Genomic DNA, 25,291 nt, shown 5'->3' on the forward strand with positions numbered 1-25,291 from the left:
CCGCACACCTCGTCCTGACAACTGTCCGCGTCGCGTCAAAGAGCGCGTCGGGAGGTATGCCAGGACATGGTGCAGGCCGCGGTCAGATCCGCAACACTGATTGATCAGGGCGGGAGCGACGGCCGGCCCTGGGTTGGACGTTCTATTGAACGCGTCGAGGATGCCGCGCTGCTAAGCGGTCGCGGCCGCTTCATCGACGATCTCGGGGTTCAGCCCGGCACCCTGCACGCAGCGATCCTGCGCTCACCGCACGCCCATGCCGATATCATTTCCATCGACACCGAAGCGGCGAAGCGGTCACCGGGCGTTGCGGGCGTCCTCACGGGCGAGCAGGTCAAGGCAATCACGTCAAGCCTCGTCGTTGGCGTGAAGGCGCCGGTCGAATGCTGGCCGATCGCGATCGATCGCGTGCGCTATGTCGGCGAGCCGGTTGTGGTGATCGTGGCGACGGACCGCGCTCGCGCCGAGGACGCGGCCGAGTTGATCTCCGTCGAATATCGCGCGCGTGCCGCAATTGTCGACCCGCTTGGGGCGCTCGCGCCGGACGCGCCAGTTCTGCATGAGGGCTTTCCGGGAAATCTCGCGAGCGACCGCGCATTCCGTTACGGCAATCCCGAGCAGGAGTTTGCGGAGGCACCGCACCGCTTCTCGATCGACATCAGCTATCCGCGCAATTCCTGTACGCCGATTGAAACCTACGGCGTCATCGCGTCGCACGATGCGGCGGAGGATGCCTTCGATGTCCTGGCCAATTTCCAGGGTCCGTTCAGCATCCATACCGTGATCGCGCGCGCCCTCAAGGTGCCGGGCAACCGGCTGCGGCTGCGCACGCCCCCTGACTCCGGTGGCAGCTTCGGCGTCAAGCAGGGCGTCTTTCCCTATATCGTGTTGATCGCCGCCGCCGCCCGAGCGACGGGACGGCCGGTCAAGTGGATCGAAGATCGGCTTGAGCATCTCACCGCATCCGTATCGGCGACCAATCGGGCGACGACCCTGTCTGCGGCCGTTGCGGCAGACGGCAAGATTCTCGCGCTTGACTGGGACCAGGTCGAGGATTGCGGCGCGCATCTGCGCGCGCCCGAGCCGGCGACCCTCTACCGTATGCACGGCAATCTGACGGGCGCTTACGACATCCGTCATGTCAAGATCCGCAACCGCGTCGTCGTTACCAACAAGACACCGACAGGCCTCAACCGCGGCTTCGGCGGACCGCAAGTCTATTTCGCGCTGGAGCGACTGATGCAGCGCATCGCGATCGGACTCGGCCTCGAGCCGCTCGACGTCATCAGACGCAATCTCATCGATGCGAATTCCTTTCCCTATCGCACCGCGACCGGGGCCTTGCTGGATTCAGGCAATTACCAGGAAGCAGTCACGCGAGCGATCGAGCAGGGCAAGCTTGCCGAACTTAAGGCGCGGCGCGATAACGCGCGTTCGCAGGGTCGCCTCTACGGCATCGGTCTCGCTGCGGTCGTCGAGCCGAGCGTGTCGAACATGGGCTACATCACGACCGTGTTGACGGCGGCCGAGCGTCGCAGGGCGGGTCCCAAGAACGGCGCGCAGGCAACCGCGACCGTCGGCCTCGACCCGGTCGGCAGCGTCACCGTTCATGTCGCTTCCGTGCCGCAGGGCCAGGGCCATCGCACCGTGCTGTCGCAGGTCGTCGCCGACGTGTTCGGCCTCGAGCCGAAAGACGTCCGGGTCAACACCGAGATCGACACCGCCAAGGACGCTTGGTCGATCGCATCGGGAAATTATGCCAGTCGTTTCGCCGCGGCAGTGGCCGGCACCGCCAAGCTGGCGGCCGAACGCGTCGCCGGCCGTCTCGCCCGCATCGCCGCGAGCCAATTGAATGTCGAGCCGGCGGATATCGTGTTCGCGCGTGGCTTCGTCGCATCCCGGCACAATCCGGAAAACCGGATTGCATTCTCCCGCCTCGCAGCGCTCAGCCATTGGTCGCCCGGCTCGCTGCCGGACGATGCCGGTCAGACCATCCGCGAGACCGTGTTTTGGACGCCTCCGGAACTGACGGCGCCCGACGATGAGGACCACATCAACTCCTCGCTCTGCCACGGCTTCATCTTCGATTTCTGCGGCGTCGAGATCGATAGCATCACGCTCGAAACGCGTATCGATCGCTACGTGACCATGCATGATTGCGGCACCATCCTGCATCCCGGCATGGTGAATGGGCAGATCCGCGGCGGCTTTGCGCAGGCGCTGGGCGCGGCGCTCTACGAAGAATATGCCTATGCCGACGATGGCAGCTTCCTGACGGGAACGCTGGCCGACTATCTGCTGCCGACCACCACCGAGGTGCCAGAGCCGCAGATCATCCATATGGAGACACCATCGCCCTTCACTCCACTCGGAGCAAAGGGTGTCGGCGAAGGCAATTGCATGTCGACCCCGGTCTGTATCGCCAATGCGGTTGCGGACGCGCTCGGCCTTGCCGATGTCTCGCTGCCGCTGGTGCCCGCGAGACTCGCAGAGTTGGTGCGTGGAGCCGAACCGCCGCCGCCGGCGGGACGTTCGATCGCCGCGCCTCCGCGCGAAGGAGACCGGCGGCTTCACGGCGAGGGGCAGGCGTCCGTGGCGGCAGCGCCCGGGCAGGTCTGGGAGATGCTGCTCGATCCCGCCACGCTGCAGTCCGTCATTCCGGGTTGCCAGCGCGTTGACAAGATCTCCGATACGCACTTCCGGGCCGACGTGACACTCGGTATCGGTCCCGTCACCGGACGCTATCGCGCCGACGTCGAGTTGTTCGATCTCGACCCGCCACGCGCCGTCACATTGCGTGGACGGGCCGACGGCGCGCTCGGCTTCGGCAGCGCCGAGGGGCGGATCACGCTCGAGCCTGATGCCAAGGGCGGCACGCGGCTGGGATACAGCTATGACGCCGCCATCGGCGGCAAGGTCGCGAGCATCGGCGGCCGTCTCTTGGACGGCGCCACGCGGGTGATCATCGGGCAGTTCTTCACGGCGCTTGCCCGCAAGGCTGGCGGCGGTGGAGCGGTGAGCGGCTTCTCCCTGTTCGCGCTGCTCGGGAAACTCGCGGGCCTGTTCGGAGGACGCCGATGAAACCCGCCGCCTTCGACTATGTCCGCGCCGAAACGGCCGGCGAGGTCCTTGAAGGACTTGCGCAGGAAGGCAGCAATGCGCGCGTGCTCGCCGGCGGTCAGTCGCTGATGGCGATGCTCAACATGCGCCTCGCCAAACCGAAACTGCTGATCGACATCATGCGCCTCGAGGAGCTTCGTCATATCGAGCGGCAGGCGGGCGCGGTCGTCATCGGCGCCGGCGTGCGTCAGGCCGAGTTGCTCGCTTGGCCGCATCTCGCCGAGGCGCTGCCACTGGTAGCGCTTGCGCTGCCCTGGGTCGGGCACGTGCAGACCCGCAGCCGCGGCACGGTGTGCGGGTCGCTCGCGCATGCCGACCCCAGCGCCGAAATGCCGCTTGCGCTGGTCGCGCTCGGCGGCGAGGTGCATCTGCGCAGCGCGAAGCGGCGGCGGCGCGTGCCGGCCACAGACTTCTTCGCCGGCACGATGCTGACGGCGTGCGCGGACGACGAGCTGATCGAAGCCGTATCGCTGCCGATTCTTGGCCGAGCGCGCGTCGCGTTTCGCGAGGTGGCGCGCCGGCACGGCGATTTTGCCATCGTCGCATGCGCGGCGATGACGACGCCGAACGGACTGCGCTTCGCGGTGGGCGGCGTCGCCGATGTTCCGACGGCGCGCGATTGGCCGCGGCTGGAGGGCAGCGCGCTGGATGACGCCTTGAACAAATTTGCCTACGAGCTCGACGCGCGCGACGACGTTCACGCAACCGCGCGCTACCGCCGCGACCTGGTGCGGATGATCGGCCGCGAGCTGATCGGCGAGGTGCTGCAATGACCCGCATCCGCGCCGATAGCCGCCACTCCGTCCGGCTGACGCTGAACGGCGTCGTTGTTGCAGCGGATGCGGAGCCGCGGATGCTGCTCTCCGATTTCCTGCGCCAGCAGCTCGGTGCGACCGGAACGCATGTCGGCTGTGAACATGGCGTCTGCGGCGCTTGCACTGTCGTCGTCGACGGCATGCTCACCCGTGCCTGCCTCACGCTCGCGGTGCAGGTCGATGGCTGCGATGTCAGGACGGTCGAAGGGCTCGCTCCCTCGCCGGACCGGCTCGGCGCTTTGCAGCGCGCCTTCCGCCGCAACCATGCGCTCCAGTGCGGCTTCTGCACCGCCGGCATCCTGATGTCGCTCGACCACTATCTGAGCCGGCACCCGGCACCGTCCGAGGACGAGATCCGCGATCTCCTGAGCGGCCATCTGTGCCGTTGCACCGGCTACACCCCGATCATCCGAGCGGCTCTCGAAGCCGCCGGGCTTGCTACAGCCATGGAAGAGACCTCAGATGCTTGATCTCGGCAGCAGCTTCGTTGCCAGCGCGTCGCGCGATCCGAACGCCATTGCGCTGGTCGATGGCGATCTCCGCCTCACTTATCGGAGATGGTACGAGAAGATCTCGGCACTGGTGGCGTCGTTCGACCGCCTCGGCCTGAAGCCGGGGGATCACGTCGTCACTCTGTTGCAGAACCGCTGGGAGGCGGCCACGCTGCATTGGGCGTGCCAGTTCGCAGGGATCGTCATCACGCCGATCAACTGGCGAGCCAAGGCCGACGAGCTTGATTTCTGCATCGAGGATTCCGAGGCCTGCGCCATCTTCTACCAGGACGTCTCCATCGAGGCCGTGACGGGATCGTCGCGCGCCGGCCGATTGCGGCGCGTCTCGGTCGACCCGGGGGCAGGTGAGGCGATCAGCTTTGCCGAGATGATCAAGGACAGTGCGCCGGACGCCAAGCCGCGCGTCGGCGCCGACGCCTGGTCGATCATGTTGTACACGTCGGGCACGACCTCGCGGCCGAAAGGCGTTCCGCGGCGGCATCGCGCCGAACGGGCCGCGGCGATCGCGCATGTCGCGCAAAATTTGTATGGCCGCGGCGAGCGCATGCTCGGCGTCATGCCGCTCTACCACACCATGGGCGTTCGTTCCCTGCTGGCGATGTCGCTGATCGGCGGCGCCTTCATCTGCCTTCCGCGCTACGACAGCCGCCAGGCACTGGCGCTGATCGAAAAGGAGAAAATCAGCAACCTGTATCTGGTGCCGACTCTCTACCACGATCTCGTCCACCATGAAGCATTCTCGGCGACCGATGTGTCGAGCGTGCGCAAGCTCGGCTTTGCCGGAGCGTCGATGACTGACGGATTGCTGCGAAAGCTGAACGAGGCGTTCAAGCCAGAGCTCTTCGTCAATCACTACGGCAGTTCCGAGATCTACACGTTTACGATCGACCAGAACGCCGCGGCGAAACCCGGCTCGGCCGGCAAGGCCGGCATCAACCAGCATATCAGGGTCGTGCAGATCGGCGCGCGTTCGGTCGCGCAGCTTGCCGCGGTCGGCGAGGAGGGCGAGATCATCGCGTCGCTTGCCGGTGACGAGGCGTTCGAGGGCTACTGGCGACGCCCCGAGGCCGATGCGAAGGCGCTGCGCGAGGGCTGGTATTTCACCGGCGATACCGGCTTTGTCGATCCAGATGGCGACCTGCACGTCACGGGTCGCGTCGATGACATGATCATCACCGGCGGCGAGAACGTCTCTCCGGTCGAGATCGAAAGCTGCCTCTCGCTGCATCCCGCTGTTTCCGAGGTCGCGGTGGTCGGTATTGTCGACGAGAGATGGGGCAAGATCGTCGCCGCCTTCGTCAAGCGCAACCGGCCGGTATCCGAGGCGGAGCTGGAGCAGTTCTGCCGCGCCTCGGGCCTCGCCAATTTCAAGCGGCCGCGACGCTACGTCTTTGTCGACGCCATTCCGAAATCGCCGGTCGGCAAACTGTTGCGCCGACTGCTCGTCGCCGGGGAATACGAGACCGATCGCCTGCCGCCATCGGACGCCGCCTGACTTCAATGAACAATCAACAGAAGGAAGCACACATGCCGTCACCCTACACATTTGCGGATCCTCGCCTTTCAGAGCTGGACGGATTCAAGGTCGAAATCGACGAAGCCCATGAGCGCGCTGACATCATCCTTGGCCGTCCGCCCTATAACGTGGTGTCGATGCCGCAGCGCGACCAGCTCCGGCTGACTTTCGAGACCCTCGACGAAGATCCGCGCGTCCGCATCATCGTGCTGCGGTCCGAAGGCGATCATTTCTCTAGCGGCGGCAACATTGGCGGCTTCATGGAAGCGAGCCCCGAGCATGTTTCCAAACTGGCCTGGAACATCGCGGCGCCCGCGCGTTGCGCCAAGCCGGTGATCGTGGCCAACCGCGGTTATTGCTTCGGCGTCGGTTTCGAGCTGTCGCTCGCCTGCGATTTCCGCATCGCCTCTGAGACCACGCAATACGCCTTGCCAGAGCAGAAGCTCGGGCAGATCCCGGGATCGGGCGGTTCGGCGCGGTTGCAGAAGATGGTCGGCATTACACGCACCAAGGACATCGTCATGCGCTCCAAGCGCATCTCGGCGAAGCAGGCGTTGGAGTGGGGTATCGTGACGGAGTGCGTGGCGGATGCCGAGCTCGAGAAGGCGACCGACAAGCTGGCGGACGAGCTCCGCACCTTCTCGCCCCTTGCGCAGCGAACAGCAAAGAAACTTCTGAACGACACCGAGGATTCGACGCTCACGATTGCCATCGAGCTTGAAGGCCACTGCTACAGCCGCCTGCGCCAGTCGGACGATTTCAAGGAAGGGGTGGAGGCTTTCAACGCCAAGCGTCAGCCGAAGTTCGTCGGCCGCTGATACGCGAAGCAATCAACTGCCGCGGTTCGGCAATCGTTGAACCGCGACCATACAATATTCAACGGGGAGGGTAAAAAATGGCTGAAATCGACGTAGCAATCGGGAAGACCGAGACGTCTACAGGCAACGGGCAGATGATCAATGCGATCATTGCGTCGGTGTTGGGATGGGCGCTCGATCTCTTTGACTTGTTCATTCTGCTGTATGTGGCGCCAGTTGTCGGCGCATTGTTCTTTCCTTCGAGCAACGCGGCCCTGTCGCTGGCTGCGGTCTATGCCTCGTTTGCCGTTACCTTGTTGATGCGACCGCTCGGCTCTGCGGTGTTCGGACATTACGCTGACGTACATGGCCGAAAGCGCGCAATGCTGATTGCCATCATCGGCGTCGGGATCAGCACGGCTGCATTCGGCGTGCTGCCGACCATCGCTCAGGTCGGTGTCGTCGCGCCAATTGTATTTCTGGCGCTGCGACTGGTGCAGGGCGTCTTTGTCGGCGGTGTCGTTGCCTCCACCCATACCATCGGGACCGAGTCGGTGCCGGCACAATGGCGTGGCGCGATGTCGGGCCTGGTCGGCGGCGGCGGCGCGGGCATCGGTGCGCTGCTCGCATCGTTCGTCTTTCTGATCACGTCCTCGATCTTCCCTGGCGACGCGTTCGCCGTATGGGGCTGGCGATTCATGTTCTTCTCGGGCCTCTTGAGCTCGCTGCTCGGGTGGTTCATCTTCAAGAACCTGGAGGAGTCGCCCTACTTCAAGGAGCTCAAGCGCCAGCAGGGCACGCATCAGGCGAAGGTGTCGAAGGCGCCGGTCAAGGAGATCTTTTCGGGAAAGTATCGCAACATATTGCTGCTCAATCTCCTGATCACGTTCGGTGGCGGCGCCGGGTACTATCTGACGTCCGGCTACCTTCCTAGCTTCCTCAAGGTCATCAATGCAGTCCCGAACCAGACCTCGTCCTTGATCCTGATGGGCGCAAGCGTGTCGGCCTTCTTCTCCGCCGTCCTGGTGGGCGCGCTGAGTGACGGCATCGGTCGCAGGAAGACGTTTCTTCTGATCGGCGTTTGCGCGGCGGTGCTGCTGCCGCTCTGCTACCTGGGTCTGGCGGCGACGAAGGACGTCACAGAGATCACGCTTTACGCGATGGCCATCGCGTTCATCGGCAATGCCGGCTATGCGCCGGTTCTGATCTTCCTGAATGAGCGCTTTCCGACCGCCGTGCGTGCGAGCGGCACGGGACTGTCCTGGAACATCGGCTTTGCTCTGGGTGGGATGACGCCGACCTTCGTCTCGCTGGTGAGCGCGAGTCCCGCGCAGATTCCGACGTCGCTCGCCATGTTCGCGGTCGGTGTCTTCATCGTGTACCTGATCGGGGCGATCGTGGCGCCCGAAACCAAGGGCAACTTCCGCTGAGCTGTGGGCGGCGCGGCCACATCGAGGCTGCGCCGCCGCGTTGGCTCGCCGAGTGCATTGCGGAACGAGTTGGGAATGGATGGGCTGCATTTCGACGACGTGATCGTCGGCGGCGCTTCATGCATGTCTTCAACGTGCAGATCGATGAGATCGCCGAAGGTGCGAACCTTTAGCGTAGCTCGCGGTTCGGGTGATCCGCTGCGGTCGATGTTGCGCTCGATGTCGAGCGCCCATTTCTCGCCGTCCTTGCGGCGGCGAAAGCTTTCTGCAACGTAGCGGTTCTTGCGGCGGACCTGGACGCGCCAGTTCCCGGAAGGCAACTGAGTGAAGCTGGCCATGGCCGTGTGCACTCCCCAATTCGTGTGCGCTACGTGTGCACTGAGAGGTCAAAACGGGTACAAACGTATTGAGAGCATAAGGTAAATCATTGAAATCGCAAGATTATCGCTTTTCCGTGGCCCCGATGATGGATTGGAACGAGAGTTCAAGTTTTTCAATTGGATAGGCGGCCGCGTGTGCACGACGTGTGCACCGGGAGATCAAGAAAAATCTTGTCAGAGCCAACGTGAGCAGGGACTGGAGGTAGCCTCCTGCTTGGAGCGACCGGCATTACAGAGGGCAGGGGATATCGCCTGCGATGGAAGAGAAGGACCTAGCGATCTCGGGTGAGGTGCGGGCGGTCGCCGCACCTCGGCGGAGCGTCGCCGGCTCAATTGAGCACAATGAACGCTGACTTCGCTGGATTGTTAGCGGTCCCCGCTACCAACCGCACGGGTTGTGTACGCCAGCTTCGCTCGCAATTTGAGCAAGATATCCGGAGACGATCACAACCCCGAGGGCTCGTGCATTCGCTGCAGACCCGGCATCGCCGCCTATGCGACGCTGAGGCGGTCACGGTCGGAATAGGGATCGATCTCGACCACGATCTTTTTGATCGTAACGCTTGGCGCCTTGCGGCGGTGCCCGGCTGCCCTCATTCTGATAAACCCGACCGCCTCCATCTTTGCCAGCGTGCGCGTGAGGTTCGGCTGGGCCCGTCCACTCATCTGCACGAGTTCGGCGACCGACTGCGGCTTGCGGTCCCGGATAATGGCGAGAAGTTCGCGGTTCTCCGGAGTCAATAACCGCACCACTGCGTCGACCGAATTGAAGCTCGGTATGGCCGCATCGGCGGGAGCCGGACGCTCGCCGCGCGCTACGGCCTTCATCTCGTCACGCAATGATCGTAGATTTTGAACCTTGTGCTTCGTCATTTTGACCTCCGCATCTCTTCCACTCCGACAACTGTCGTACTGATTCCACGCTCGCCCAACACTCGCTCAACCTCGTCGAAAAAATCGTCTATCAGGGTCTCGGCGTCTTTGAACTTGTACGGCCGCCCTGGGTCCTTTTCGGTCCGGTGCCAATGGTCACGTGTTTCCGGTTGCCGCTTGAACCGCGATCCTGTCGCAGGAACAATGTGAGCGTTATCAAAGCCGACCAGTCGCGTACCATCCGGAGCATGCAGCGTGAACGAGTAAGACAGTCCGTGCGGGCGCTCCTTGGCGACCTTGACGCGCTTAATCTCGAACTTGATCCAATAGGCTTCTTCAAGGTGATGGATGCGTCCATCGAAGCCTAACAGGAATTCAAGCCCGTAATCGGACGTTTTACTTATCATATCCTATGATGATATATTAGTAAGATTTGCCCTGTCAAGGGATGGGGCTCGGACCCGAGCCGGGCCCAGGCAAACGGACCGAACCTCGTAACCGGCGATTGGCGAGCTTGCGCTGGGCCGCTGAGGCGGACCGCCTGAGTGAGAGCTACTCTGCAAGCACCATCAAAACTCCGCGTTCGTATACGGTTCCGAACTTCGTCTGCCGCGGCGCAATTTTGTTCTTCCGTCCCGGATGCTGCCCACTAGAATCGAGCATCGAACGGCCTCAGGAAGACAGTTCAATACGATGGCCAATGTTCATCGACAGATAGCAGTACTAAGGGACCGACTTGCAGCGCTCGACCGGGAGCGATCTGAGATCGCCGAACGATTGAACGCGCTCGAACGTGCGCGGGCAGAGGAGGAGATCAAACGGCCGGTTGTTGATGCTGCGCCTGTCACGATGGACTCTCCGACGGCTGCGAAGATCAGGCTCTTCCGAAGCCTGTTTCGTGGGCGAGAGGATGTGCTGCCACGTCGCTGGGAAAACCCGAAAACCGGGAAAACCGGCTATGCGCCCATGTGCCGGAATGAGTGGGTCCACGGAGTTTGTGGAAAGCCGCAGGTCAAATGCGGTGAGTGTCTCAACCAAGCGTTTGTTCCGGTTGGGGAGGACATCCTCCGCTCCCATCTCGCCGGAAAGGGAGCCGGCAGCTCGGCGGATGTCACCATTGGTGTCTATCCCATGCTGCAGGATGAGACATGCTGGTTTCTTGCTGCCGATTTCGACAAAAAGTCGTGGAAGCAGGATGTCGCAGCGTTCCGCGACACGGCCCGGGCGAGAGGTATCCCTATCGCGATCGAACGGTCACGTTCGGGCAACGGCGCGCATGCATGGATCTTCTTCGCCGAGGCGGTGCCGGCGGCGGATGCAAGACGCCTCGGCAGTCTTCTCGTGACAGCAACCATGGATCGCTGCCCCGATGTTGGATTTGATTCATATGATCGGTTCTTCCCCAGCCAGGATACGATGCCGGTTGGCGGCTTCGGCAATCTGATCGCCCTGCCGCTTCAGAGCCAGCCTCGCGAGAAGGGCAATAGTGTCTTTGTCGATGACGATTTCCGTCCCTACGAAGATCAATGGGCATATCTGTCGACGATCAGCCGGTTGTCACGGGATGAACTAACATCGATCGTAGCCGAAGCTGCTGCCGGAGGACAGATTATCGGCGTCCGGCTGCCGTCCACCGAAGAGGATGACGAGCCTTGGGTCGCGCTGCCGTCTCGCCGCATCAAGGAACTGCCGATCGAAGGCGAGGTTCCGTCTTCGGTCGAGGTCGTGCTTGGCAACCAAGTCTATATCGACCGAACGCAGCTTCCATCTGTTCTCGTGTCTCGCATTGCACGGCTCGCTGCGTTCCAGAACCCTGAGTTCTATGCCGCGCAGGCCATGCGCCTGCCGACCTTTGGCAAGCCACGCGTCATCTCATGTGCCGAACTGCTCTCAAAGCATATTGCCCTTCCAAGGGGATGTCTCGACGACCTGTTGATCCTTCTGCGCGATACGGCCATCTCAGCCAACCTGCGGGATCAACGACAGCAGGGGCGGCCGATCGGGACGCGATTTCTCGGTGAGTTGACCCCGGAGCAGGAAAAGGCTGCCGCGGCGCTTCTCGTGCACGAGACCGGGGTGCTCGCTGCGACGACGGCGTTCGGCAAGACAGTCGTTGCCGCGAAGGTGATTGCGGCGCGTGATCGAAACACGCTGGTTCTCGTCCATCGCCGGCAGCTTCTCGATCAATGGGTGGCGCGGCTTCGGACCTTCCTTAACCTTCCGCTGGACAAACTCGGTGTCATTCACGGCGGGCGAAGGAAGCCAACCGGCTTCGTCGACGTGGCTGTCATGCAGGGTTTGGTCCGAAAGGGCGCCGTTTCCGATCTGGTCGCCGATTACGGGCATGTCATCATCGATGAATGCCATCATCTGTCCGCCGTGGGCTTCGAATCGATCGCGCGAGAGGCCAAGGCCCGATATGTGCTTGGTCTATCCGCGACAGTGACGCGGAAAGACGGCCATCATCCGATCATCTTTATGCAATGCGGGCCGGTTCGCCATCGCGTCGATGCCAAGAAGCAGGCAGCGTTGCGGCCTTTCGATCATAAGGTCGTTTTCCGGCGAACGGATTTCCGGCTTGCTCGAAACAATGCTGATGAAAGGCCGGCGATCCACGAACTCTACGCCAAGCTTGCTCAAGACCAAGCGCGGAATGATCTCATCTTCGATGATATCCTGTCGGCGCTTGAGGCTGGCCGTTCGCCGGTGGTCATTACCGAACGCAAGGATCATCTCGAAGTGCTGGCTGAGCGCCTATCGAAGTTTGCGAAGAACGTCGTCGTTCTCCGTGGTGGACTGAGCGATCGGCAGATGCGTACGGCAAGCGAATCCCTGACGGCCGTTCCAGCGGGGGAGGAACGGGTCCTGGTAGCGACGGGTCGTTATCTCGGCGAGGGGTTCGATGATGCGCGGCTCGACACCTTGTTTCTGGCCATGCCAATTTCCTGGCGCGGAATCCTTGCACAGTATGCCGGCCGGCTGCACCGCCTGCATGCCGCCAAACGCGACGTTGTCATCTACGACTATGTCGATGTGAACGAGCCAGTGCTCGCTAAGATGGCGGTAAAACGGGAAGCTGGATATCGGGCCCTTGGATATCGAAAAGCGGCAGGAGGGGAATTACCTTTCGAAGCATCCGTTGGCTTCCCAGAATAGTTGTCTTGTTGCCCCGCGGCCGAGTGAGCAAGTAGCCTTCCGTTGGATGCGCATGTTCCGCCTACGGCGCGCGGCGACATTCACTTTTCGCAAGTGCAAGGTGTGTTTGCTCAGGCCCGCTGAACTGTGTCATGCGCAAGAAGAAATTCCATGGCGCTGGTATCAACAGTTCACGTCGTGAGCTATCCTCTACCCGCAATTGGAGTAGATCATAACTGATGCACGTTTTGCAGGAGGCGTGTGCGCCTGCGTTCTCGTGTGCACGACGTGTGCACTGAGAATCCGAAATCCCGGTTTTCGCTTCCAATCCGCACCTATATGATCCTAAAAGGAGCAATCTTCGGAAACGTGGTCGTACTGAGTTCCTCAGTCGGTCCAATCATATAGAAGACAGGCTGGAGACAAAATAGATAAACGAAATGAATGACTTACGGTGGAAATTTTCCACAGCCCCGATGATGGAGTGGACCGATACAAGGTGTCGCGTCTTCCATCGTCAGCTTTCGCGGCGGGCGCGGCTTTATACGGAGATGCTGACCACCGGCGCCGTCATTCATGGCGATCGCGCGCGGCTGCTTGGGTTTGATGCGATCGAGCATCCGGTGGCGTTGCAGCTTGGCGGGTCCGATCCGCGTGACCTCGCGGCCGCGGCCAGGATCGGCGAGGACTTCGGCTATGACGAGATCAACCTCAATGCCGGTTGTCCGTCCGATCGCGTCAAGGATGGCCGGTTTGGCGCCTGCCTGATGGCGGAGCCGGCGCTCGTCGCCGAGGGGGTCGCGGCGATGAAGCGCGCGGTAAGGGTTCCCGTGACGGTGAAATGCCGCATCGGGATCGACGACCAGGATCCGGAACTGGCGCTCGACACGCTGGCGCGCGGCGTGGTCGAAGCAGGCGCGGATGTGCTGATCGTGCACGCCCGGAAGGCCTGGCTCAACGGCCTGTCGCCGAAGGAGAACCGGGACATCCCGCCGCTCGATTATGACCGGGTCTATCGGCTGAAGGCTGCCATGCCCCACGTTCCCGTCATCATCAATGGCGGCATCGCAAGCCTTGACGAGGCGAAGCGCCACCTGGCGCATGTCGATGGTGTGATGCTCGGGCGCGCGGCCTATCAGGAGCCGTGGCGGTTGTTGTCGGTCGACCCCGATCTGTTCGGCGAGGCGGCGCCGCACGCCACGATGCAGGACGCGCTTGAAGCAATGGTCCCCTATATCGAGGAGGAGCTTGCGCGCGGCACGCGGCTGCATGCGATCACGCGGCATTTCGTCGGGGCATTCTTCGGCGTCCCTGGCGCGCGGGCTTTCCGCCGCCATCTCGCCGAGCATGGCACGAGGCCCGGCGCGGGCGTGAACGTGCTGCGCGAGGCGATCGCGCTAGTTGGACGCCGTGCGGCCGCGCCGATGGCGGCCTAGCACGTCGGGGTAGCCGGTCAGCATCAGCTTGTCGGCGCGCACGCCCCAGCTTTCCAGCCGATCCAGGAAGCTCATGCCGAGCAGATTGGTCTTCATCTGCCCGCGCGGCACCACCAGCGCCGGGATCGACTTTTCCACCAACTGACCGACGGCGAGACGATCGAGCGTCAGCCGCGCCGCCTTGGTGTGGCCGCCCGCGGTCTCGAGATCGACATTGTATTCAAGCATTTCGATCGGCAGCCCGATCGCCTTCGCGGTCTCCCAGGTCAGCACCACCGAAGTCGCCCCGGTGTCGATCACCATCGGCGCGCTGACGCCGTTGATCTTGGCGCGCAGCGCGAACTCGCCGCCCTGTCCGCGCGGAATCTGCACGGCGGGGGCGGGTGCCACGATGTTTCCGCGCAGCAAGTGCGAGACCCGGTTGCTGGCGCGCGCGATCTGTTCGGGGTCGCCATAGGCGACGACTGCGCCTGCGGTTGCAACCAGCATCAAGAGCACAAGGAAGATGCGGCTCATGACACCGCCTCCCGTGTCCGCATCATCAGGCGCGCGTTGGGCGCGCCTCTATCCGCTCGAGGCCGGCTTCCGTCATGCGCGCGGGCAGCAGCGCCATCACGGCGAGGCGCTCGGCGCTGTCCATCTTGTGCCAGCGCGCGATCTCCGGCAGCGTCCGCCCACAGCCGAAGCAGAGCTTGGTCCTGGGGTCGATCATACAGACTGCGATACACGGCGTTTCTTTGCTCATCCATCGATAGTGAAACGATTTCGATCGCGGGTGCAAGCAGGCCGCGGGATGACTCTTCTTCGAAGCGTCTTCCCGCTCTCGCTTTCTTGTTTGAGCATGATCTCGGCGCAAACGCCTTGCGTTTGTCGCCGGGAAAACCGGTATCCACTTTTCCGGATCATGCTCTATAATCCAGTGCCCGCACTCATGATCGGCTTGTGGCGCCCCCTTTGCTTGTCGTCGGTCGAAGGAATCGAGGATTGCGGCTGCAAGGGCGGCGCTTCCTCGGCCATCGGCGCCAGCGCCGACATCACGCGCTCGGGCGGGAACGTCACGATCACCTCGGTGCCGATGCGCAGTTTGGACTTCAGCGTGAAGGTACCGCCATGCAGGTCGATCAGGCTCTTGGCGATCGGCAGGCCCAGACCGGCACCTTGTTCCGCCGATTTGATCGAGTTGGAGCCCTGGCCGAACGACGCCAGCACGATCGGAATCTCGTCCTCGGCAATGCCGGAGCCGGTGTCCTTCACGCTGAGATATTGGCCGCCGGAGGCAGTCCAGCCGACCTTCAGCCAGATCTCGCCGCCTTGCGGGGTGAACTTGATCGAGTTGGACAACAGGTTGAGCACGATCTGCCGCGTGGCGCGCTCGTCGACCCAGATCCGCGGCATGCCCTGCTCGAACACTTCGTGGATGGTGATGCCGCGGCTGGTCGCGCGCAGCTTTAACAGATGGTGGCAGTCGGCGACGACATGCAGCAGCGAGACCGCCTCCTCGTTGAGCTCGTAGCGGCCGGCCTCGATCCGCGATAGATCGAGGATCTCGTTGATGAGGTTGAGCAGATGGACGCCGGAATTGTGGATGTCGGCGGAATATTCCTTATAGACCGGCACCGCATGCGCGCCGAAGATCTCGCTCTTCATCACCTCGGAGAAGCCGAGGATGGCGTTCAGCGGCGTGCGCAATTCGTGGCTCATCTGCGCCAGGAAGCGCGACTTGGCGACGTTGGCGGCTTCGGCGCGGTGCCGAGCCTCGTCGGAGATCGCCTTGGACTGCTCGAGCTCGGCGATCAGCACATCCTTCTCGGCGCGCGCCTGCAGCGTGGCAAGCGTCGTCGAATGCAGCCGGTGGGCAAGCAGCGCGAAATAGCCCTCGGCGCCAAGCGCGAGCAGCGCGAACACGTAATTGTCGAAGGAGCCGCTCAGCACGAAACTGACGGCGATCGCGATCGTCACCGGCGCGGTGGCCGCCAGCGCGGCGATCGGAAGGCTTGCCGCGAGCATGCTGGAGACCGCGATCACCAGCAGCATCAGGAACATCATCAGCGCATTGGAGGCGGCATCCGTGCCCGCGGGATGAGTCAGGATCACCGTCCAGAACAGGCCGTAGAGCAGGTCGAGCAGCACGAACCGCGTCTGCCATTTGCGGGTCGCGGCAGGCGAGGGGGACTCCTTCAGAAATTTGGCGCAGGTCTTCACGGTCGAGGCATGGATGCCGAGCATGCCGATGGTCCAGGCAGCCGCCACGATCGGGTCTCGCCACACGCCGAACAGCACGCCGGTGGCGATCACCAGCAACATCACGACGTAGGATGCCGAGATCCTCGTCTGGGCGTATTGGCGGAGCAGTTCGGTGTCGAAAGCGGGCCGGGTCCCGCTGGTTGACGTTAACCGATCCCGCGCCTCCCGGACCCGCTGCGCTGCGGCGCGGCGGCTGTTGACCGGCGCGGCAGCCTGGGGCTCGGCCGGCAGCTGGACAACTTCAGGCTTTTCCGCGGAATCACTCATCAACAACACAAAATCCTGCCCGCGAACCGCGCGGGCTTTTGCATTGTCTATCTCTCGCGCCAAATCATTAAGCGATGACTTAGAAAGCTAAAGATTCTCGTTAACGAGAGGTTAAATTAACGATTGGCTTTGCGCGAAGTGCCTCAAACCTCCCCTTGAAAAGGGGAGGTCGGTTTGCGCTGAAAGCGCAAAGCGGGTGGGGATCATCTCTCTCCACGAACAGCGGTGCGCGTGGCTGACCCCCATCCCGACCTTCCCCCTTTCAGGGGGAAGGAGTGCAGCACGCGCTGTCAGCGCTCCAGCCGCGCGAGCAGGCTCGACGTATCCCAGCGCTTGCCGCCCATCTTCTCGACTTCGGCATAGAACTGATCGACCAGCGCGCTCACCGGCAGGTTGGCGCCGTTGCGGCGGGCCTCTGCGATGCAGATCGAGAGGTCCTTGCGCATCCATTCCACCGCGAAGCCGAAATCGTACTTGCCCTCGTTCATGGTCTTGTAGCGGTTCTCCATCTGCCAGGATTGCGCCGCGCCCTTGGAGATCACGTCGATCACGCTGGCGACATCGAGCCCCGACTTCTTGGCGAAGTGGATGCCTTCGGAGAGGCCCTGGACCAGGCCGGCGATGCAGATCTGGTTGACCATCTTGGTGAGCTGGCCGGAGCCCGCCGGTCCGAGCAGCTTGCACATCCGCGCATAGGCGGCGATCACCGGTTCGGCGCCCGCATAGGCGTCTTCCTTGCCGCCGCACATCACCGTCAGCACGCCGTTCTCGGCGCCGGCCTGTCCGCCGGAGACCGGCGCATCGACGAATTTGAATCCGGCCTTCTGGGCGGCGGTATCGAGCTCGCGGGCGACTTCGGCGGAAGCGGTGGTGTGGTCGACGAAGGTCGCACCCTTCTTGATGCCGGCGAACGCGCCGTCCGGGCCGATCGTGACCGAGCGCAGGTCGTTGTCATTGCCGACGCAGCACATCACGAAGTCCTGACCTTCAGCTGCGGCTTTCGGCGTCGGCGCCGCGCGGCCGCCGAACTTCTCGACCCAGGCCTGCGCCTTCGCCGGCGTCCGGTTGTACACGGTCACCTCGTGGCCACCCTTTTTCACGAGATGTCCTGCCATGGGGAAACCCATCACGCCGAGACCGAGAAAAGCGACTTTAGCCATGTCTGCTACCTTGTTTCTTGTTACCTTGGGATTTGCCGGCGACATTGGACGGGCCGGACGGTGTTTTTCAGGCGGGAGGGCCGCACCATAGACGCTGCGCCGCAGAGGGCAACGGCTTCGTTTGGCCGATATCAGGCGTTTCGTGCTAGGATCAGCTACCAACAAACCTCACAAAAATGGGAGTGAGACATGGGCGCAAGCGTAGGCGTGCTCGATCATTTCAACATCCGCACCCGGAAACTCGCGGAAACCGTCAAGTTCTATGAGGAGGTCTTGGGCCTGGAGAACGGCGCACGGCCGAATTTCGCCTTTCCCGGCGCCTGGATGTACAGCGAGGGCAAGCCGGTGGTTCACCTCGTGGATATTTCCCCGACCGATGAGCCGCAGAAACCCGACTCCGGCGTGGTCCATCATGTCGCCTTCGTCAGCCGCGGTTTCACGGCGATGAAGCAGCGCCTGCAGTCCAGGGGCATGAAGTTCGATTCCCGGCAGGTTCCGGGCGGCGATCTCTGGCAGATCTTTGTGCACGACCCCAACGGCGTGATGATCGAATTGAACTACGAGGTCGCCAAGGAACAGGACGCCGAAGCCCCGGCCGAGCGCGCCGACGACGTCGGCGGCAGATAGGAACCTTCCGGGCAAATCGCGGAAATCTATTGCGCCGGCACAACTACCCTTTTCTGCCGATCCGTCATATCTGTGACCTCAGCATGAAGATCTTCGGCAGGAGAGCGGCTGTGAGCGTGACGCAGCAACAGGTTCTGGAGAAATTGGCGGGGGTGACGTCGCCGCGCGGCGTCGCCTTGACCAACGCCAATGTGCTGTCGCCGATCACGGTCAGCGACGGCAAGGTGTTCTTCTCGATCAATGTCGATGCCGCGGAAGCGCGCGCCTGGGAAAGCGTGCGCGCGCAGGCGGAGAGCGCCGTGCGCGCCATTCCCGGCGTTACCACCGCCATGATCGCGCTGACCGCCGAGCGCAAGCCTGGCACGGCCGCCCCGCCGCAGCCGCATCGTCACGCCGGCGGAGGGGTGGCGCCGGCCTCGACGCATCGGCCGCCGCAAGGGGCTCCGTCGCCGATGTCACGGCAGGCGGAAATCCCCGGGATTGCGGCGGTCATCGCGGTGGCCTCGGGCAAGGGCGGTGTCGGCAAGTCGACGACCGCGCTCAACCTTGCGCTCGGCCTGCGCGATCTCGGTTTACGCGTCGGCCTGCTTGATGCCGACATCTATGGCCCGTCGGTGCCGCGGCTGACCGGGATCCGCGAGAAGCCCGCGCTCAACGACGACAGGAAGATGATCCCGGTCCCCCGATTCGGGCTCTCGATCATGTCGATCGGCTTCCTGGTCGAGGAGGACACCGCGATGATCTGGCGCGGGCCGATGGTGATGTCGGCGATCACGCAGATGCTGCGCGACGTCGCCTGGGGCAAGCTCGATGTGCTGGTGGTCGACATGCCGCCCGGCACTGGCGACGCGCAGCTCACGCTGGCGCAGAACGTGCCGCTCAAGGGCGCCATCATCATCTCGACCCCGCAAGACCTGTCCCTGATCGACGCCCGGCGCGGGCTCGCGATGTTCAGAAAGGTTAACGTGCCAGTGCTCGGCATCGTCGAGAACATGAGCTATTTCCAATGCCCGCATTGCGGCACGCGGTCGGACATTTTCGGCCATGGTGGCGCCCGGCACGAGGCCGAGCGGCTCGGGGTGCCGTTCCTGGGCGAAATCCCCCTCCATATTGCGATCCGCACCACCTCGGACTCCGGTAACCCGGTGGTGGAAAGTGAGCCGGACGGGCCGCACGCGGCGATTTACCGCGCAATCGGGGCCAAGGTCCGCGACCAGCTCCGGGGCGTGATCGCCGCGGCTTGACGGCCATTTCCGCCCGGGATTTCCCCTCGCGCCTTTCGACTTTCGTCCAGTCCCGTCATGCCAATGTCGCGTTTTCGCGGGCGGTCATCCGTGTTAAACGGCCCCGCCAGAGCGCCCCGGAGCCTGAGGATTCGCCCGCCCGGAGGAGATGCTTTTGGGGACAAATGGGAAACGCCCCGCAAGGAGATGCCTTAAGATGAAGCGTCGTGACTTTTTGAAAGTTTCTGCGGCCGGTGCGGCCGCGACCGCGGTTGCCGCGCCGGCGATCGCGCAGTCTTCTCCCGAAATCAAGTGGCGCTTGACCTCGAGCTTCCCGAAGTCGCTGGACACGATCTATGGCGGCGCTGAGCAGCTATCGAAATACGTCGCGGAGATGACCGACAACAAATTCCAGATCCAGGTGTTCGCGGCCGGCGAGCTCGCGCCGGGCCTGCAGGCGCTGGATGCGACCTCGAACGGCACCGTCGAGATGTCGCACACGGTGGCCTATTATTACGTCGGCAAGGACCCGACCTTTGCGATCTACGCCTCGGTCCCGTTCGGCCTCAACGCGCGGCAGCAGAACTCGTGGTGGTACCAGGGCGGCGGTGAGCAGCTCGGCAACGAGTTCTTCAAGAAGTTCAACGTGATCGGATTCCCGTGCGGCAACACCGGCACCCAGATGGGCGGCTGGTTCCGCAAGGAGATCAAGACGGTTGCGGATCTCTCCGGCCTCAAATTCCGCATCGGCGGCATCGCCGGCCAGGTCCTGCAGAAGGTCGGCGTGGTCCCGCAGCAGCTCGCCGGCGGCGACATCTATCCGGCGCTGGAAAAGGGCACTATCGACGCCGCCGAGTGGGTCGGCCCCTATGACGACGAGAAGCTCGGCTTCCAGAAGGTCGCGAAGTACTACTACTACCCGGGCTTCTGGGAAGGCGGCCCGACCGTGCACGCCTTCGCCAATCTCGAGAAATGGAACGCGCTGCCGAAGAGCTACCAGGCGATCCTCACCAACGCGACCGCGAACGCCAATAGCTGGATGGCCGCCCGCTACGACCTGCAGAACCCGACGGCGCTGAAGCGGCTGGTTGCCGGCGGCACGCAGCTCCGTCCGTTCACCAACGAGGTGCTGGAAGCCTGCCTGAAGGCGACCAACGAGCTGTGGAGCGAAATCTCCGCCAAGAACCCCGACTTCAAGAAGTCGATCGACGCGATGCAGGCCTACCGCTCCGACGAATATCTGTGGTGGCAGGTCGCCGAATACACCTACGACAGCTTCATGATCCGCTCGCGCACCCGCGGCTGATCAGATCTTAAGCCGTAGACGGGCAGCCCGGTCCCCTCGCGGGGGCCGGGCTTTTTTACGCGCTGCGGCGAACGTTGGCGGTGGCAATCGCGCAGGGGATGCTCCATGCTGCCCTCAGGCCTCGATACGAAGGCCAACAACATAGCCAGCAGGGCAGGAAACAACATGAAACGACGGGACTTTCTCAAGGTCACCGGCATCGGTGTCGCCGGTGCCACCACGCTCGCCGCACCGGCCATTGCGCAGTCGATGCCGGAGCTGAAATGGCGGATGACGACGAGCTGGCCGAAATCGCTCGATACGCTGCATGGCGCGGCCGAGATCATGGCCAAGGTCGTCGGCGAGGCCACCGACAACAGGTTCCAGATCCAGACCTTTGCCGCCGGCGAGATCGTGCCGGGGCTGCAGGTGCTGGATGCCGTGCAGACCGGCACGGTCGAGATGGGGCACACTGCGTCCTACTACTATTTCGGCAAGGATCCGACCTTCACCTTCGGCTCCGCGGTGCCGTTCGGGCCGAACGCGAGGCTCAATCAGGCCTGGTACATGATGGGCGGCGGCAAGGAGCTCCTGAACGAATTCTACAAGAGCTACAACGTCACCTCGCTGCTTGCCGGCAACACGACGTGCCAGATGGGCGGCTGGTTCCGCAAGGAGATCAACACCGTCGATGATCTGAAGGGATTGAAATTCCGCATCGGCGGCTTCGCCGGCCGCGTGATGCAGAAACTCGGCTGCGTGCCGCAGCAGATCGCCGGCGGCGACATCTATCCGGCACTGGAGAAGGGCACGATCGACGCAGCCGAATGGGTTGGTCCTTACGACGACGAGAGGCTCGGCCTGCAGAAAGTCGTGCCGCACTACTACTATCCGGGATGGTGGGAGGGCGGCCCGATGCTGCTGGCGATGGTCAATCTCGACAAGTGGAACAGCCTGCCGAAGCACTACCAGTCCATCCTTGAGCAGGCCGGCCACTATGCCAACAACTGGATGATGGCAAAGTACGACACCGTGAACCCGACCGCGCTGAAGAAGCTATTGGCGGGCGGCGCCAAGCTGCACGCCTTCTCGCCGCCGATCATGGAGGCGAGCTTCAAGGCGGCAAAGGAGCTGCATGCCGAGGTCTCGGCAAGCAACGCCAACTTCAAGAAGGTCTATGAATCGCTCTCGGCCTATTCCAGCAGCGGCTATCAATGGTTCCAGGTCGCCGAAGTCGGCTACGACAACTTCATGGCGCGCCACTCGCAGAGCTGATCCGTAGATCAATCTAAGGGGAGGCTTGCTCCGTTGCCTCCCCTTAGCGCGGGTGACGCGCAGCGCAACCGCCCGCTATCGTGGATGCCGACGTCCCGGGTTACGCTTTCGCTCCGCCCGGGCTGCGGGTCGGCGCAGAAGCCTTTACCTTCACCGGCGCCGTCTCGGGCATCAGGCTCATCGCGATCAGTCCGACGACGGCGGCAAGCAAGAGGTACCAGGCGGGCGCCAGCGGATCTCCTGAAATATGGAGAAGCCACGTGATGACGAGCTGCGCGGTGCCGCCAAAGCTTGCGATTGCGACCGCGTAGACGGTGGCGAATACGCCGCCGCGGATCTGTTGAGGCAGCGCCTCGGTGAAGGTCGCATAGAAAGCGGTGAACGGCAGCGATCCGATCAGCGATAGCGCGCCGAAGCCGAACAATAGCGACCACGCGCCGGGTGCACCGGCGATCCACAGGAAGATCGGATAGGTCAGCGCGAGTGCGACCAGTTGCGGGTAAATCATGACCGGCTTGCGACCAAGGAGGTCGGCCAGCCAGCCTCCCAGCAACGCGCCTGCGATTCCCAGGCCGTTGCTGACTAGCGACGTTGCAAAGGCCAGAGACGGCGCCACATGAAGCGTGTTCTGTGCATAGGTCGTCATGTATTGCGTCGCATAGGTTGAAATCGTGCCGCTCGCCAAGATCATCAGCGCCAACAGGATCAGACGAATGTGCCGACCTGCCAGCACGAGATGGCGCGAGCTTTCAACGCGCCGGGCGCCGCTTTCACCCTGCGGGATCGTCTCTGGCAGCGTCCGACGCATCCAGAACCCGAACGGCAGGCAGATCGCCCCGATTAGGAATGCCAGACGCCAACCATAGGATTGCAGCGCCTCCGGCGTCATCGTCTTGCTCAGCACGAAGCCGACCAGTGCGCCCGTGGTGGCGGCGATCTGCTGGCTCGTCGGCTGCCACGAAACCACCAGCGCGCGGCGTTCGGGAGGGGCGACCTCCATGAGATAGGCCGTGGTTGGCCCGACTTCGCCGCCAAGCGCAAATCCCTGCAGCATGCGGGCTACGATCACGATGATCGGCGCCGCAAGGCCGATGGCGTTATAGGATGGGGTGATCGAGATCGCCAGGATCGCGCTCCCCATCAACGCAAAGCTGAGCAGCATTGCCGGCCGCCGTCCAACACGGTCGGAATAGATGCCAAGCACGATCCCGCCGATCGGCCGCGTGACGAAGCCCGCCCCGAAGGTCGCGAGCGATAGCATAAGGCTGCCATACTCGCCTTGCGCAGGGAAGAAGGTGTGCCCGATCTGTATGGCGAAGAAGCTGTAGGTAATGAAGTCGTAGAATTCGAGCATGTTGCCGATGGTGGCGGCAAACGCTGCGCGCTTCACGCTGAACTGTTTGGTCCCCTCGATGCCAAGCGACAAACTCACCTTCCCTGAAGCGGTTCGATAGCATTCATTATTCGTACTCTCGCGAGTGCTTACAATGCATCGGGAACGTCCTTCTGCCATGCGTTCATGGCAGTTGCGGTCGAGTAGTTCGGGATGGGCGGCGGCGATCTAAGGCGGATCGAGCGCACTGATGGTGACGTAATATCCGTCAGGATCTCGGAGCGAGAACTCCATGGTGCCAGTGTTGGGATTCACATGCGGCTCTTCTTCCAGCCGGCTGACGAGCGCGCGGGCCCTTGGCAGAGCCACGTCAAAGTTGTCGACCCGGAAGAACAAGAGAAGGCCGTTGCCCGGCTTGGCGTCGTGGGGACTTGTCAACGAGGGATGCTCGTGGGCACCCCACTCGTGGAGACAGAGCAACACCGTTCCATCCGAGTCGACGATTTGCCCGAAGTAGTCGTGGGCAGGCGCCGTCTCGAGCAGCCCAAGCAGCGACTGATACCACGTGAAGCTCTGGGGCACGTCAGCCACGCCAATGATTGTCCACGTGCGTTTCATGGGTTCCTGCCTGGCAATCATTTGATCTATCGGTGCAACACCGACTATGCGCCAGACAACCGCTTCAGGAAAGCATGCCTGCGCCCCGACGAGCTCCATATACGCCTTCGGGCGACGTCGGTTTCAAGGCGCGCCCCCTAAACCTTCGTATCATTCCCTGTCCCCTTTGGATGGCCGGCGCATTACCTACGTTCAATTGAGCGGTTGATCCCGATCGTCCTAGGCTGCAGGCGAAGGAAAAGCGCACAGGGGGCACGAAGTGCGACGGTGAAAGAGGATGATCGACGAACAGCAACGATAATACCGAGAGGAGACTGCGATGCCCGATTGCTCCGATGGTCTTAGGTCTGGCAGAGCCGCGCGATGCGCAGTGTGCGATGGCAAGTTTGGTCTCGTCCGGTACTACTCGTGGCGAACCCCCCTTTGTTCCAAGAAGTGCCTCGATCGCTTCAGAACCCGCCGGGCAAGTGACCGCAATTGGCTGCCCTGGCTCCAAATCGCCTTGGACCGGACGCCTGAGAACCGCGCGAGGGCTCTATGACCTTCCAGATCGTGAAGCCGCTACCACTTGGGTGATCGCTCGTCGTCGATCCTTCGCTCTGACATCGAGTGCGAAGAAACCGCCAAACTGCCGCGCGTCTTCTTCAAGCGGCCGCAGCGTCGGCGCGGCTAAAAACAGCTTCCGAGGCGACCTCATCGCGAAGCGGTCCAGCGTGGGCATCCTCCCTGACTTGGCCAGCCCGCAACGGGAGCGGGCTCGACCTCGGCTCCACCACATTTCCGCTGCAATAGAAAAGGTATATATTGTCCGCTGCTCGTCCGGTTGCGGTAGACACCGGCCTTTCGTTCGATCCTTGAACTGCATCGCGAAAAGGAGCACGACCATGGCGATTACGACGCTGAAGGTTCTGGCGAGCCTCCTGCAATTGCACGGGCCAGGCGCAACAATCCAAAGCGATCATCAAGGCATCGACGCACTGCTGAACGATCTGCAAGCACAGAGTTCAACGGAAGGGCTTGCTTCCGATCAACCCGCAGTTGTTCCCGAGCAACCCGTTGTAAATCAAGTTTATTTCAGGCGAGGCTTTGGCAGGGGCCCGTATGTGGGCGGCTTTCGCAGGGCCGGATACTATCCAGGGGCAGGTGCATTCCGCAGAGGCGGATACTATCCGGGAGCAGGCGCCTTCCGCAGAGGGGGCTTCGTTCGGGGATACTAGCTAATCGCCGTTTCTTCAGGCGCATACC

21 protein-coding genes are annotated in these 25,291 nt (G+C 62.8%); 13 read left to right on the forward strand and 8 right to left on the reverse strand.

Annotated features, from left to right (window positions below):
* Positions 1-66 precede the first annotated feature (66 nt).
* The 6 genes from ACVJGD_RS03510 to ACVJGD_RS03535 all read left to right on the forward strand — a co-directional run bounded on the left by ACVJGD_RS03510 (position 67) and on the right by ACVJGD_RS03535 (position 8,190).
* The gene (locus ACVJGD_RS03510) at positions 67-3,081 is read left to right on the forward strand and encodes a xanthine dehydrogenase family protein molybdopterin-binding subunit (RefSeq protein ID WP_456633053.1); all 3,015 of its coding nucleotides are present in this window, start codon (positions 67-69) and stop codon (positions 3,079-3,081) included.
* The gene (locus tag ACVJGD_RS03515) at positions 3,078-3,893 is read left to right on the forward strand and encodes an FAD binding domain-containing protein (RefSeq protein ID WP_456633054.1); all 816 of its coding nucleotides are present in this window, start codon (positions 3,078-3,080) and stop codon (positions 3,891-3,893) included. Before ACVJGD_RS03510 ends, ACVJGD_RS03515 begins: the two co-directional genes overlap by 4 nt.
* A complete protein-coding gene (locus ACVJGD_RS03520; protein WP_456633055.1) occupies positions 3,890-4,405 on the forward strand; it encodes a (2Fe-2S)-binding protein in 516 nt (171 codons plus the stop codon). Before ACVJGD_RS03515 ends, ACVJGD_RS03520 begins: the two co-directional genes overlap by 4 nt.
* Positions 4,398-5,942: an AMP-binding protein gene (locus ACVJGD_RS03525; protein WP_456633056.1), complete on the forward strand. Its 1,545-nt coding sequence runs from the start codon at positions 4,398-4,400 to the stop codon at positions 5,940-5,942. The genes ACVJGD_RS03520 and ACVJGD_RS03525 overlap by 8 nt, the downstream gene beginning before the upstream one ends.
* Before the next feature lie 32 nt (positions 5,943-5,974).
* Positions 5,975-6,781, forward strand: coding sequence for an enoyl-CoA hydratase/isomerase family protein (locus ACVJGD_RS03530; protein ID WP_456633057.1), 807 nt, complete (start codon positions 5,975-5,977; stop codon positions 6,779-6,781).
* 77 nt (positions 6,782-6,858) lie between these two features.
* The gene (locus ACVJGD_RS03535) at positions 6,859-8,190 is read left to right on the forward strand and encodes an MFS transporter (RefSeq protein ID WP_456633058.1); all 1,332 of its coding nucleotides are present in this window, start codon (positions 6,859-6,861) and stop codon (positions 8,188-8,190) included.
* A gap of 872 nt (positions 8,191-9,062) precedes the next feature.
* Here ACVJGD_RS03535 and ACVJGD_RS03540 read toward each other — a convergent pair.
* Entirely contained in the window at positions 9,063-9,443 is a 381-nt protein-coding gene (locus tag ACVJGD_RS03540) for an HVO_A0114 family putative DNA-binding protein (protein WP_456633059.1), read from the reverse strand.
* Positions 9,440-9,850 (reverse strand): toxin-antitoxin system TumE family protein, encoded by a 411-nt coding sequence (locus ACVJGD_RS03545; RefSeq protein ID WP_456633060.1) that lies wholly within the window; start codon positions 9,848-9,850, stop codon positions 9,440-9,442. The genes ACVJGD_RS03540 and ACVJGD_RS03545 overlap by 4 nt, the downstream gene beginning before the upstream one ends.
* 286 nt (positions 9,851-10,136) lie before the next feature.
* Between ACVJGD_RS03545 and ACVJGD_RS03550 the strand changes: the two genes are divergently transcribed.
* Positions 10,137-12,599, forward strand: a complete 2,463-nt coding sequence (locus ACVJGD_RS03550) for a TOTE conflict system archaeo-eukaryotic primase domain-containing protein (protein WP_456633061.1) — start codon at positions 10,137-10,139, stop codon at positions 12,597-12,599.
* Positions 12,600-13,018: 419 nt separating this feature from the next.
* A complete protein-coding gene (gene dusA / locus ACVJGD_RS03555) occupies positions 13,019-14,014 on the forward strand; it encodes a tRNA dihydrouridine(20/20a) synthase DusA (protein WP_456633062.1) in 996 nt (331 codons plus the stop codon).
* On the opposite strand, the gene ACVJGD_RS03560 is transcribed toward dusA, so the two are convergent.
* The 4 genes from ACVJGD_RS03560 to ACVJGD_RS03575 all read right to left on the reverse strand — a co-directional run bounded on the left by ACVJGD_RS03560 (position 13,976) and on the right by ACVJGD_RS03575 (position 17,685).
* Complete coding sequence (locus tag ACVJGD_RS03560; RefSeq protein ID WP_456633063.1) at positions 13,976-14,530, reverse strand: TIGR02281 family clan AA aspartic protease; 555 nt, start codon at positions 14,528-14,530, stop codon at positions 13,976-13,978. The genes dusA and ACVJGD_RS03560 overlap by 39 nt on opposite strands.
* Positions 14,531-14,555: 25 nt before the next feature.
* Entirely contained in the window at positions 14,556-14,759 is a 204-nt protein-coding gene (locus ACVJGD_RS03565; RefSeq protein ID WP_456633064.1) for a DUF1289 domain-containing protein, read from the reverse strand.
* A gap of 164 nt (positions 14,760-14,923) precedes the next feature.
* Positions 14,924-16,525, reverse strand: a complete 1,602-nt coding sequence (locus tag ACVJGD_RS03570; RefSeq protein ID WP_456633065.1) for a sensor histidine kinase — start codon at positions 16,523-16,525, stop codon at positions 14,924-14,926.
* A gap of 290 nt (positions 16,526-16,815) precedes the next feature.
* The gene (locus ACVJGD_RS03575; RefSeq protein WP_456633066.1) at positions 16,816-17,685 is read right to left on the reverse strand and encodes an NAD(P)-dependent oxidoreductase; all 870 of its coding nucleotides are present in this window, start codon (positions 17,683-17,685) and stop codon (positions 16,816-16,818) included.
* Positions 17,686-17,874: 189 nt separating this feature from the next.
* On the opposite strand from ACVJGD_RS03575, the gene ACVJGD_RS03580 reads away from it, so the two are divergent.
* The 4 genes from ACVJGD_RS03580 (at position 17,875) to ACVJGD_RS03595 (ending at position 22,095) form a co-directional block, all read left to right on the forward strand.
* Positions 17,875-18,312, forward strand: coding sequence for a VOC family protein (locus ACVJGD_RS03580; protein WP_456633067.1), 438 nt, complete (start codon positions 17,875-17,877; stop codon positions 18,310-18,312).
* Between the two features lie 110 nt (positions 18,313-18,422).
* On the forward strand, positions 18,423-19,556 hold the full coding sequence (locus ACVJGD_RS03585; RefSeq protein ID WP_456633068.1) for an Mrp/NBP35 family ATP-binding protein: 1,134 nt from the start codon (positions 18,423-18,425) through the stop codon (positions 19,554-19,556).
* A 196-nt stretch (positions 19,557-19,752) separates the two neighbouring features.
* Positions 19,753-20,841 (forward strand): TRAP transporter substrate-binding protein, encoded by a 1,089-nt coding sequence (locus tag ACVJGD_RS03590; protein ID WP_456633069.1) that lies wholly within the window; start codon positions 19,753-19,755, stop codon positions 20,839-20,841.
* A 165-nt stretch (positions 20,842-21,006) separates the two neighbouring features.
* A complete protein-coding gene (locus ACVJGD_RS03595) occupies positions 21,007-22,095 on the forward strand; it encodes a TRAP transporter substrate-binding protein (protein WP_456633070.1) in 1,089 nt (362 codons plus the stop codon).
* Between the two features lie 100 nt (positions 22,096-22,195).
* Here the strand turns inward: ACVJGD_RS03595 and ACVJGD_RS03600 are convergent, their stop codons facing one another.
* The gene (locus tag ACVJGD_RS03600; RefSeq protein ID WP_456640153.1) at positions 22,196-23,449 is read right to left on the reverse strand and encodes an MFS transporter; all 1,254 of its coding nucleotides are present in this window, start codon (positions 23,447-23,449) and stop codon (positions 22,196-22,198) included.
* Between the two features lie 207 nt (positions 23,450-23,656).
* Positions 23,657-24,145, reverse strand: a complete 489-nt coding sequence (locus ACVJGD_RS03605; protein ID WP_456633071.1) for a VOC family protein — start codon at positions 24,143-24,145, stop codon at positions 23,657-23,659.
* A 785-nt stretch (positions 24,146-24,930) separates the two neighbouring features.
* Here ACVJGD_RS03605 and ACVJGD_RS03610 point away from each other — a divergent pair.
* Positions 24,931-25,263 carry a hypothetical protein gene (locus ACVJGD_RS03610; protein ID WP_456633072.1) on the forward strand — a complete coding sequence of 111 codons (333 nt, stop codon included), beginning with the start codon at positions 24,931-24,933 and terminating at the stop codon, positions 25,261-25,263.
* The last annotated feature ends 28 nt before the right edge of the window (positions 25,264-25,291 follow it).

Source organism: Bradyrhizobium sp. USDA 10063 (assembly GCF_054063735.1).